Here is an 11,292-nt window from a genome sequence, read left to right as displayed (position 1 = left end):
CCCAATGCGCTAAATTATAAATCCCAATCCCAACAACAAGCAAGCCCAGAAATGCACAGCTACGGCGATGAATTTACAGTTACTAACTTTGTCCGGCTGGTTGTGATTCTCTTGGACATGGCGGCATAATTTGACAGCAAAGGGTAAACTCACCCAACTTAATAATGTCCAAGCTGGAGAAATCCCCAATAGCACAAATAGCAAGGTGAGGGGATAAATGCTACCAGTAAACCAAACTAGGAGTTGGGCTCCTTTTTGGGTTCCCAGACGGACGATAGGCGATCGCTTACCTGCGGCTATGTCATCCTTAACTTGGTGAAAATGTGAGCAAAACAAAATTAAGGTTGTGGCAATGCCGACAATCACTGAGGCTGCTAAACTGGTCATTGACCAAGTTTGGGTTTGGCTGTAGTAGGCTGCCTCCACTGCTAAGGGGCCGAAGGCAAAAAAGCAAATAATCTCGCCTAAACCCTGATATCCTAAACGAAAGGGAGGGCCTTGATACGTGTATCCTAAACCGCAGCATAGTAAAATTATACCAATCACAGTTAGGTCATGTTGCCAAAAGGCGATCGCTAGTATGCCCAGCAACCCCAAACCTAAACACAAATTTCCTATCCAAAATATTAATGGCTTATTGCCTGTTAAGTTCACCAGAGAATGGTGCTTATTTTGATCGATACCTGTTTCGGAATCAAAGACATCGTTACTGATATTTTCCCAGGCAAGAATTAAGATTGCCGCAGCTACAAAAGTAGAAAATACTACACCATTGAAAATTTTAGTTTCGGCAAATGCCACTGCGGTTCCTACCCAAATGGGCATAATGGCAACGCTGTACATTGGCGGTTTAATCGCTGCCATCCATAACTTCGTGTTGGGATATGAAATTTGCTTGGTAGTCATCAGTCGTGATTAATTAAATTGCCAGAATATTACTCACACTTGAGATTTTATAATTTAAAGAGACGTTAGATATTCATGAGATCAAAATAACTGCCGCTTTTACTGTGGCTTCTTAAACTTGCGTTGTTAACACCCTACCCTCACATTGCAGCCCAAGGCTGGAACTAGCTTGTCAGGGTTTAGGAACACCATGAACAAGGCAAATCCTACGCTGGTGAAATGACAACTTAATATGTTACCTGTAAAAATACGACCACGATTAATTACACTCTAGAAAGTTAACTTAAAAAAAATTTACTATCGTTAGATCCATGACAGTTTCACCATGTCGTAACAACTTCTTTGTAGAACACAAAGATTTATATCAATTTCTGGTAGCAGTGCAAGAAAAGTGCGTCAACAACAATTGTCGGCAAATTGTCAGTATCTCCCAAGAGATCGATTTAGTTGATCCTCTACTTGTATTGGATAAACTTACACAAGCAAATGAAATAAATTTTTACTTTGAGGACAGAGGTAAAGGAGAAGCGATCGCAGCAATTGATGCTGTGGCAAAATTACAGATTGATGGCGCAGGCCGTTTTAGTCAAGCAGAATATTTTATCAAATCTTGTCTAAAAAGTATAATTAATTTTGGTAACGCGAACCAACCTTTTTCTGGTCCTCACTTTTTTTGTTATTTCAGTTTTTTTGATAAAAACGCCCAAGTAGATTATCCATTTCCATCTGCTACCATTTTTCTTCCACGTTGGCAAGTAGCTGTAAAAAATCAGCGCTGCATATTAGTAACAAATATAATTATTAATGCAAATGTAAATATTGAAAGATTGTTAAATAATGTGCAAAATAAAATTGCATTTATCCAATCTTTAGAAGATTACTCTGCTAATATAGATTTTTTCTCAGCAAAATCATACAAGAAATCTGTCACAAATGCGGCTCGATTTAAAAGTTCAGTAGTATCTGTTTTGGAAAAAATTCGTTCTAGTCATCTAAGTAAGATTGTATTAGCAGATATATTAGACGTAAAGTCAAGCAACCACTTTGACTTAGTTAAATCATTAAGTAATCTTAGGCAAATACATCCTAACTGTTATATTTTCTCTACAAGCAATGGCAAGGGACAAAACTTTATTGGTGCCAGTCCAGAAAGATTAATTAGTATTAATAATCAACAGTTAATTACTGACGCTTTAGCTGGTTCTGCACCACGAGGCAAAACCCCTGCTGAAGATGCAGTTAATGCCAATCGCTTACTCAATAGTGAAAAAGAAAAGCATGAACATTCGCTAGTACTTGATTTCATAACTCAACGTCTATTTCAGTTAGGTTTATCACCTCAAATATTAGCACCTCGTCTGCGACAATTATCTAACATCCAGCATTTATGGACACCAATCAGTGCCACAGTTCCGATTAATATACACCCATTAAAAATTGTCGGACAACTGCATCCTACACCAGCCGTTGCCGGTGCAGCACGAGATGTTGCTTGTGCGGAAATTCGTCGTTATGAAAGCTTTGAGAGAGGTTTGTATGCTGCGCCTCTGGGTTGGATAGATTCTCAGGGAAACTGCGAGTTTATTGTGGGAATTCGTTCAGCATTAATTGATGGCGATCGCGCGAGGTTGTATGCTGGTGCTGGTATTGTTGCTGGCTCCGATCCTGACAAAGAGTTTGCAGAGGTACAACTTAAACTTCAGGCTTTACTCAAAGCATTAGTTTAAAGTTAATTCTCCAGTAGTTCGACCTAGAAAACGCTATGAGTGACACCGTGCTAGAGCAGGACTATTTTATTCTAAAAAGTTGCTAGAGTGTGTCGAATCGAAAAGAAGATAAATATGGTATTCTAATCAGTATAATCTTATAATAAGATTACACCTACTTTATAGTGTGTATACCTTTTCAGTTTGTGTAGGATTAATAAAGGTTGTACACTGTTGACAATGGGAAAGAATAATAAGACAGGAATATATCTACTAACCTTGCTAGTAATTGCGGGTTTGTTTAGTGTAGCAGGGGCAATTGTCTGGTATGGCTTCACAAAGCCGGGAACTACACCTACTGCTACGCCATTTCTAGCAACTAACACACTTACAAATCCGAAATCTACAGTAGCAGTAACCCCAGATATCCGATCCACTAATCCTCACTCACTTGATGAAGTACAACTTCGTAGCGATCGCAATGTTGATTACAGTAAATTGCGTGAATATTTGCAACTTAAAGACTGGAGATCGGCCGACCGAGAGACATATCTTCGGATGCTAGACGCAGCAGGACCAAAGGCACAAGCAAGTGGTATGACTCCTCAAGATGAAATGAATACTCTCCCCTGTACTGATTTAAGGACAATAGATCAGCTTTGGAGTGTAGCCAGTAATGGTCAGCAAGGTTTTACCTTGCAAATGAACATTGTCAGGGCGCTGGGTGACTATCGTCGGATGTATGACAAAGTGGGATGGCAAAAATTACCACCATCAAACGAGTGGCTGTTTCAATTGACTTATAATCCCCAAACCAGAAGAATGGAATTTTTACCAGGGAAGGAGCCAAACTACAAAGACCCCCCGCCTGGTCATCTTCCAACAGTGGAAATAGGGTATAACTTCAATGTCGCTTTAAGTGGAGCGTTAGGAAGGTGTCGCTTTTAATTCAAAATGAGTTTTTTTGTACCATCGCACAGTTAAAAAGTCATCTCCAAATCCTGATGAGTAAAAGCCTTTGCATTCTCCCCGGTGTAACTAGCTACAATATGACCATCGCCAGTCATTTGATATTTATATGTCACTAATCCTTCTAAACCAACGGGGCCGCGGGGAGGCATTTGTTGCGTACTAATCCCTACTTCTGCACCGAAACCATAGCGGAAACCATCAGCAAATCGGGTAGAACAATTGTGGAATATATTAGCTGAATTTACCAGTCCAAAGAAAGTTTCTACAGATGCTAAATCTTCAGTAATAATCGCATCGGTATGACGAGAACCATATTCGTTAATATGAGCGATCGCATCTTCTATAGAGTCTACAATCTTAATAGACAAAATAAAATCGCTGTATTCTGTTTCCCAATCGATTTCTGTTGCAGTTTCAATGTTAGGCAAAATTTCCAAGGTGCGTTTATCACCTCTTAATTCTACATAGCGTTCTTGCAAAGCCTCAGCAACTTTTGGTAAAAATTCTGTAGCAATTGATTGATGAACTAGCAAAGTTTCAATTGCATTACAAACAGCCGGATATTGGGCTTTTGCATCGACGGTAATCGGAACTGCTTTAGAAATATCAGCCGCTTTATCTATATAAAGATGACAAATACCATCGGCGTGACCTAGTACCGGAATGCGTGTATTTTCCTGAACAAATCTAACAAAAGAATTAGAACCTCTAGGAATAATTAAATCCACATATTTATCTAATTTCAACAGTTCTAAAGTTTCTTCTCTAGTTGTGAGTAACTGTACTGCATCTGGGTTAACAGCAGTTTGAGATAGTCCCTGTTTAATTGCTTTAACTATCGCTTCACAAGAACGTACCGCTTCCTTTCCACCTTTGAGGATGACACCATTTCCCGATTTAATCGCCAAGGAAACAATTTGAATCGCCGCTTCTGGACGGGCTTCAAAAATAATCCCCACAACACCTAAAGGACAAGTGATGCGCTTGAGAATCAAACCAGTGTCAAGTTCGCGGTGAATTTGGACTTTACCGACTGGATCGGCTAGCTTACCAACATCTCGTACCCCAGCGATCGCATCTCTTAATTTATGTTCATCCAACTGCAAGCGCTTATAAAGCGGTTTGGGAATCCCTTCGGCGGTAGCAGCTTTACAGTCAGCAATATTTGCTTGTAAAATTTCATCTTTAGCTGATTCTAAAGCTTGAGCGATCGCAACAAGTGCTTGATTTTTTGCCTCAGTGGAGAGAATCGCTAGCTTACTTGCAGCTTGGCGGGTTTGCGCTGCGATCGTAATTAGGGGAGAAGCAATATCAAAAATAGTCATAGTACAAATCTTTACCTTTTCCTCATCTTATCAATCTGAGGTTATGTTCATCATTCGTCTTCCTCCAATCGGGTGAACCATCTGGGTAATAAATAGTTACTCTGATTGGGTGAAGAAGACTGGGTTTAAAACATTTATTCTTTGAATATCAAACACAGACAAAGAGGCAGTAAGTTTACAGCAGCAAAGATATTGTAAGTATTATTACAGGTTTTATTTGAAAATCTTAAATATGATTTATGCGTTCCCCAGGCTAGAGAGACATACTAATGTATGTTTCCCTAGTCTTTTACTTAAGTAAATATTTTATACTGTTATTATTTAAATTTTTACGAAATTGCAGTGACGAACGCTGGATCTATTGAGTATTGATAGATCAAATACCACTCCTTTGCTAGGGAGATCCTATGTCATTGCAATCTGGATTAGATGCCTTAAAAGAAAAGCGTTATCAAGAAGCGGTTAAATTACTCGAACAATTCTGCCGCAATTGCGCTGAACATGATTCCTCAGATTATCTTTCAGCACAGATGTGGCTGATGAAAGCCTATCAAGCCACAGGCGAAATCGAAAAAGCCAAGGCCCTGTGTCAAAAGTTAATCATGAGTGAAAACCCACAGGCTCGCAGTTGGGCAGAACAAGCTAGTCAATCCTTCCGCCAAACGCCATCTAACGCCAGTCAAAAAGCTGGTCGCGCCGCTACCACTGGGATGAAATTAGCTATGGGGGGTGTGGGTGGTAGTTTGGCATTAGCTTCTGGTGTCACCATGACCTTGCTCTTTGGCATGGTTTTGGTTTTAGGTTTGAGCCTAGTATTTATTTTGGGTAGCGACAATCCACTCCAAGGGCTAGCGATCGCCATTGGTATTACCCTAGTTTTTAATATCGCCGCCTTTTTCCTGTCTCCATTTCTCATGGACTTAACTCAAAGCTGGCTTTACCAAACTCGCTGGGTAGAGTTGGCAGAAGTTGAAACCCTCAGTCCAGAGACAGCTAAAGTTATTCGCCAAGTCTGTGAACAGAAAAAGCTGAAAACGCCCCGTTTGGGCATCATTAACGACCAAAACCCCACAGCTTTTACTTATGGCTCATTGCCGAACAGCGCCCGTTTAGTCGTCAGTCAAGGACTTTTCACATATCTCGATGACGATGAAATTGCTACCGTCTACGCTCACGAACTGGGGCACATCGTCCACTGGGACTTTGCAGTGATGACAGTAGCTTCTACCTTAGTGCAAATTTGTTACTTGATTTACAGCACAGCCAGAAGATTTGGGCGCGGTGGCGATAGCAAAATCAAAGATGCGATGCAAACTGCTGCCCTAGTTGCCTACGTGTTTTATGTCATCGGTACATATTTACTGCTGTACCTCTCCCGCACACGGGAATACTTTGCTGACCACTTTGCAGCCGAAAGTACAGGTAATCCCAATGCATTATCCCGCGCTTTGGTGAAGATTGCCTACGGAATTTTAGAAGAAGGTTCGCGCACAAAAGAACCCAGTCGTTTAATTGAAGGGACTCGCGCCTTGGGTATCTATGACCATAAAGCCGCTGCTTCCACAGGAACCGCCTACCGCATTGCATCCGATACCCAAAAAATTGGTCGCGTCTTTCTGTGGGATATGTTTAACCCTTGGGGCTGGTGGATGGAGTTAAATTCTACTCATCCATTGACAGGTAAACGAGTTCGTGCATTGAGCAACTATGCTGAACAGTTGGGTTTACCGACCGAGTTTGATATGGGGCGAGTTATTGGAGAAGGTAAAAGTCTGAATAAAAGTAGGCTTTACAGCAACTTCTTTTTAGATGTTGTACTGTACGGCGCTGAAACAATTGGTTTCTTCGTTGGCTTGGTAATGGGTGTGATTCTGTGGTCAAGTTCCCCAAACACGGGTTTAGTATTGGGTGCGCCACTAATTGGCTTAGGGATCGGAATTTTGGTCAAAGCTTTGGTAATGTTCCCCGACTACAAGCAAGCACCAGAAACCGACATTCTCACTTTGATGTCAGACCCCTATGCCAGTCCATTGCGTGGACAACCTGCAAAACTTGAAGGTCAACTAATTGGTCGTGGCGATGCTGGTTATAAATTTGGTTCCGATTTAAAAATTCAGGATCATAGTGGAATGCTTTATCTGCATTACGCCTCACGCTTTGGCCCCATCGGCAATTTCCTGTTTGGCATGAAGCGAGTCCAAAGCTTGATTGGTGAACAAGTTGGGGCTGTGGGCTGGTTCCGTCGAGGTGTTGCGCCTTGGATGGATCTGATTCAACTCCAGAGTGAAAATGGCACTATTGTCAACAGTTATCATCGCTTCTGGTCATTCATCCTTAGCGGTGGATCGATTATCCTGGGAGTGGTCTTGACTATGTTTTTGAGCAGCAGATAGCTGAGTTTCTAGCCTACTGTCAAAGCATTTCTCAGTCCATCCAAGCTTTTATTTGTCAGGAGGTAGTTAGTAACTGCCTCTTTTTTTATCGAGGAAGGTATGAGCCAATACGGTTCAGTTAAGGTTAAAACTCTTTGTCAAAGTGAATTTTTTTAACGTAGACGCGGAGCGGCTTGCCGCAGGCTACCGCCTTCGCGCAGCGTCTCGTAGAGAAGAACGCCTTCTCTGCGAGAGGCTTTGCCAACGCGCAGCGTCTCGTCAGAGAAGGACGCAGAGAAAACAAAGAAATGCTCAAGTGAACCCAATACGGTTCGGATAAGGTTTTTTGATGACAAGCCTGATTATTAGACATCTCCAGAAATTAAATATGCTTTACCCATAACCCTTGTAGAGACGTAGCAGTGCTACGTCTCTACATTGTTTTTCGGAGATGTCTATTGTAGAGACGGCGATTTATCGCGTCTCGAAAACCCAAAATTTTTGCTAAATCGTATTGAGGTTAATCTGAGTCACATGTGCGGAATGTGGATTTTAACTATTTCAGCCGCCGCTTAAATCCTGAAACGACCAAACTACGTTAAACACTTGAGAATTTTCTCAACTATTTTCGAGATTCTAAAAAACCTACCCTTGAAAGACCCCTTGTGGGTGGTCTTTTTACTCAGCACTGGCTCAACTCCCCGCTACCGCTAACAGCACTTTTTACTCAGCACTCTTTATTACCTTTGGCAAGATTCGCTACCACTGTCACCAACTCTTCTGGCTCGATTGGCTTGGATAGATGCACTTGGAATCCAGCTTGCAGAGCTTCTAGTAGTTGTGCTATCAGCTTGACGGAAACGCTCAAAGATATAAGGTAGAAAGTCAGCACTAATTCCCTTACCTGTGTCAGAGACAGTTATCTGAACATTTGAGTTTACCTGTTCCAGACATACTTCAACTCGTCCCCCGCTAGATGTGAACTTGACGGCATTAGAGAGCAAATTCCAGACGACTTGTTGGAGGCGTAATCCCCAGTCCCCAGTCCCCCATTTCCCTAAATCTGAAAAAATTGGGCGATCGTGAACGTGATATTTGATATAGGGTGGGCATGATAAATGAACATTGCACATAACCCTAAGAAAATTCTGATGATAAATGCGATCGCTAGTAGATTTCGCCAACTTATGACTGGCAGAAACAGCCTGATTAGCAGATATAACCGTAAAAGCAAAACCAAGGGTTTCTTAGCACTGTATACCGGCATAGGATTAGTAAGCACAATTCTGGCATTGTTGTTAATGGCGTCTCCAGGACAAACCCAAAAACCACAACAATCATTATTAGTAGCTACACGAGTTATACCGCCTTTTGTGCTGTCAAACAAAGGTGAGCTATCAGGATTCAGTATCGATCTCTGGCACAGCATCGCTAATCAAAATCTCTTCCCAATCCCTAGTAACAAATCCCCAGTACCCATTCCCTACTCCCCACTCCCTTCTTTGGCAAGTTGAGCTTTTGCCTGCTGCCACAAGTTTTCTAACTCATTCAAACTGTAATCAGAAAGGGGACGGTCAACAATCGCCTCCATTTTTTCTAATCGCTGGACAAAGCGCTGATTTGTGCCTTGTAAAGCCGTGCTGGGGTCAAGATTATGCCAACGGGCTAGCTGAATAACTGCAAATAGTAAATCACCTAATTCTGCTTCTTGTCGTTCTGGTGTTTCCTCAGCTAAAGCCTGTTGTAACTCTCCCAACTCCTCATGAAACTTATCCCACACGCCCTGAATATTTTCCCATTCAAACCCGATCGCAGCAGCTTTTTGAGAAATCTTCATTGCCGCCGTCAGTGGGGGAAGAGTACGCCCATAACGAGCGAGTTTAGCACTAAATTTTTGCGCCTCTGGAGATGCTTCGCCTTTTTCCTCCGCTTTAATTTGTTCCCAATTTTGCCGCACTTCATCCACATTTGCTACCGACACATCACCAAATACATGAGGATGACGGCGAATCAACTTTTGGGAAATTCCTTGAGTTATTTCTTTGAGAGAAAATTGCCCAGATTCGCTAGCGATTTGGGCTTGTAATACCACCTGTAATAATAAATCGCCTAACTCCTCTGCGATCGCCCCTTTATCCCCACTCTTAATAGCATCCACCACCTCATAAGCTTCCTCAATCACATAAGGTGTCAACGTTTCGGCAGTTTGTGCCAAATCCCAAGGACAACCACCATCAGGTGATCGCAATTTTGCCACCACCTCAATCAACTCCTGCAACGCCGCCAAACTCTCTTCTTGCTTTTCCATACCTCTGCGTACCTCTGCCCTTCCCTTAGCGTTCCTTTGCGTTTAAAAAAATTATTTCTTTACTCTTGGGCGACGACCACCACTCCTCACTTTCTGCCTCTTAATTTTGCCACTAGGAAGCAACCCACGAGCCCCCTGCTTTCGCACGCGCTTATAAGCCGATCCCCCCCAATCGCTGAGAGAATGACTCATCGCACCGAGTTCCAACCCCAAAAACAGGGCGATATATTCAGTATCGTATTGCAGGAGCGATCGCCCCACAGTTGCACCCAAATCTTGCCAAGTAAAACTCAGATTCCACAACCTTTCGGCGATCGCCAAAACGAAAATTGCCAAAATAGCTAGCAAACACCCCAGATAAAGTATCCGCAAAATCGTGCCAATAATCGGCCCGTGGGATAAAAAAGAACGATGGCGGAGACTTTTTTGATAAGGTAGCCAAATCCAACGCAAAAAACCCCAGCGTTGGAATTGCACAGAGTAAATATCCAAATCGGGGCCAAACATCAGCCCACCAAAGAGAAACCCGCCTGCAACCAACAAAGTCGCATTGCTACTGCGAGTTTGCCAAAAAGTAACGCCCGCCACCAATGGCAGAGCATACATAGTAATGCGATCGTGCGTCCGACCAGAGGGCATCCTAAATCCTGTTAGCGATAGCGGGGTGTTGAGCCAGTGCTGAGTAACTGAATACTGAGTCAGTATAAGAGAAAAAAGATTTTCTTGAAACCACTAGCGCAACGCGAAATGTTTTGCTATATTAATTAAGGATTAGTCAAAAGGGCGGTTAGCTCAGTTGGTAGAGCGCCTGCCTTACAAGCAGGATGTCATCAGTTCGAGTCTGGTACTGCCCATCGTTGAAAAGCCGCCACTTGGCGGCTTTTTAATTGGAAGCATAACTTTGCCACCGCGATTTACGGTAATATTAATATCCTAAATCACCTGAAATTACCTGCAATCACAGAGTAATTTTAGCTCAGGTCTAGCACATGAAATGGACAGTTGAGGCGGTAAACGAAAGACTGAAAGCAGGCAAGATTGGGGTGAAGGTAGAGGCGAGAGGCGATCGCTTATCATTACGGGCCACGCTTCCACTCAAGCCAGGCAGTGACAAGACTAAACCTTATCAGCAGTATCTCGCCTTGGGCATTTACGCCAACCCCACCGGACTGCAACGCAGAGGCAGAAGCCAAAATTGTCGGTGGGCTATTGGCACGAGGCGAGTTCGATTGGAGTCGATATCTTGTAGATGAGCAGGAATTGGGGATTGGGGACAGTGGATAGACAAGCTACGACAAGACTACTTTGCCCAAAAAGGTGACACGCCCAATACACAATTCACCTGGAAGAACGACTACGAAGCGGCCTTTAAAAACCTGAAGGGAGAAGTTGCGATCGCCTCAGTTATAGCACGAAGATTGTCTTTAACTCTATCCCAAACATCAGAGCAGATTGCATAACTCTGCCCTTTGATGCGGAAGAAAATGCTGATACCTGGATCATCTGGCTCTTTGAAACTGGCATAGGGCAGCCCATATTTACCGCTCAAAAACTCGTACCTCAGCTTTGGGCTGGCGCAGTCGTGATCATGGATAACTGCTCGATTTCTGAATAGTAAACAAATAAAGGCTAGAGACAGCTTAGAGGCAGTTTCTAGCCTTTTTAAATGGATTCACAATCTCTACCTCGGCTGATAGCGGAGG

10 protein-coding genes, 1 tRNA gene and 1 pseudogene are annotated in these 11,292 nt (G+C 42.8%); 6 read left to right on the top strand and 6 right to left on the bottom strand.

The window, feature by feature from the left end:
- Window positions 1-9: 9 nt before the first annotated feature.
- On the bottom strand, window positions 10-906 hold the full coding sequence (gene menA / locus V7K67_RS31530; protein WP_335169954.1) for a 2-carboxy-1,4-naphthoquinone phytyltransferase: 897 nt from the start codon (window positions 904-906) through the stop codon (window positions 10-12).
- Window positions 907-1,217: 311 nt separating this feature from the next.
- Here menA and V7K67_RS31525 point away from each other — a divergent pair, with 311 nt between their 5' ends.
- Window positions 1,218-2,633, top strand: a complete 1,416-nt coding sequence (locus V7K67_RS31525; protein ID WP_335169952.1) for an isochorismate synthase — start codon at window positions 1,218-1,220, stop codon at window positions 2,631-2,633.
- Window positions 2,634-2,852: 219 nt separating this feature from the next.
- Entirely contained in the window at window positions 2,853-3,560 is a 708-nt protein-coding gene (locus tag V7K67_RS31520; protein ID WP_334733784.1) for a GUN4 domain-containing protein, read from the top strand.
- A gap of 32 nt (window positions 3,561-3,592) precedes the next feature.
- Here the strand turns inward: V7K67_RS31520 and V7K67_RS31515 are convergent, their stop codons facing one another.
- Entirely contained in the window at window positions 3,593-4,909 is a 1,317-nt protein-coding gene (locus V7K67_RS31515; protein WP_335169949.1) for a glutamate-5-semialdehyde dehydrogenase, read from the bottom strand.
- 407 nt (window positions 4,910-5,316) lie between these two features.
- Here V7K67_RS31515 and V7K67_RS31510 point away from each other — a divergent pair, with 407 nt between their 5' ends.
- A complete protein-coding gene (locus V7K67_RS31510; protein ID WP_335169948.1) occupies window positions 5,317-7,302 on the top strand; it encodes a zinc metalloprotease HtpX in 1,986 nt (661 codons plus the stop codon).
- Between the two features lie 806 nt (window positions 7,303-8,108).
- Here V7K67_RS31510 and V7K67_RS31505 read toward each other — a convergent pair.
- Window positions 8,109-8,309, bottom strand: a pseudogene (locus V7K67_RS31505) (ATP-binding protein); the annotation flags it as partial.
- Between the two features lie 90 nt (window positions 8,310-8,399).
- Here V7K67_RS31505 and V7K67_RS31500 point away from each other — a divergent pair.
- A complete protein-coding gene (locus V7K67_RS31500; RefSeq protein WP_334730032.1) occupies window positions 8,400-8,795 on the top strand; it encodes a hypothetical protein in 396 nt (131 codons plus the stop codon).
- Here the strand turns inward: V7K67_RS31500 and mazG are convergent.
- Window positions 8,765-9,589 (bottom strand): nucleoside triphosphate pyrophosphohydrolase, encoded by an 825-nt coding sequence (gene mazG, locus V7K67_RS31495; RefSeq protein ID WP_335169946.1) that lies wholly within the window; start codon window positions 9,587-9,589, stop codon window positions 8,765-8,767. The two genes, V7K67_RS31500 and mazG, sit on opposite strands and share 31 nt — an antisense overlap.
- A gap of 51 nt (window positions 9,590-9,640) precedes the next feature.
- Window positions 9,641-10,228, bottom strand: a complete 588-nt coding sequence (locus V7K67_RS31490) for a metal-binding protein (RefSeq protein WP_334730034.1) — start codon at window positions 10,226-10,228, stop codon at window positions 9,641-9,643.
- A gap of 142 nt (window positions 10,229-10,370) precedes the next feature.
- Here V7K67_RS31490 and V7K67_RS31485 point away from each other — a divergent pair.
- Both V7K67_RS31485 and V7K67_RS31480 read left to right on the top strand, forming a co-directional pair.
- Window positions 10,371-10,443 (top strand) — tRNA-Val (locus V7K67_RS31485).
- A gap of 135 nt (window positions 10,444-10,578) precedes the next feature.
- Window positions 10,579-10,842 carry a hypothetical protein gene (locus V7K67_RS31480; RefSeq protein ID WP_334730035.1) on the top strand — a complete coding sequence of 88 codons (264 nt, stop codon included), beginning with the start codon at window positions 10,579-10,581 and terminating at the stop codon, window positions 10,840-10,842.
- 101 nt (window positions 10,843-10,943) lie between these two features.
- On the opposite strand, the gene V7K67_RS31475 is transcribed toward V7K67_RS31480, so the two are convergent.
- A complete protein-coding gene (locus V7K67_RS31475) occupies window positions 10,944-11,138 on the bottom strand; it encodes a hypothetical protein (protein WP_334730036.1) in 195 nt (64 codons plus the stop codon).
- Window positions 11,139-11,292 lie beyond the last annotated feature (154 nt).

Source organism: Nostoc sp., from assembly GCF_036917155.1.
In the GTDB taxonomy this organism is placed as follows: domain Bacteria; phylum Cyanobacteriota; class Cyanobacteriia; order Cyanobacteriales; family Nostocaceae; genus Nostoc.
This window is presented reverse-complemented; position numbering and strand designations above follow the sequence as displayed.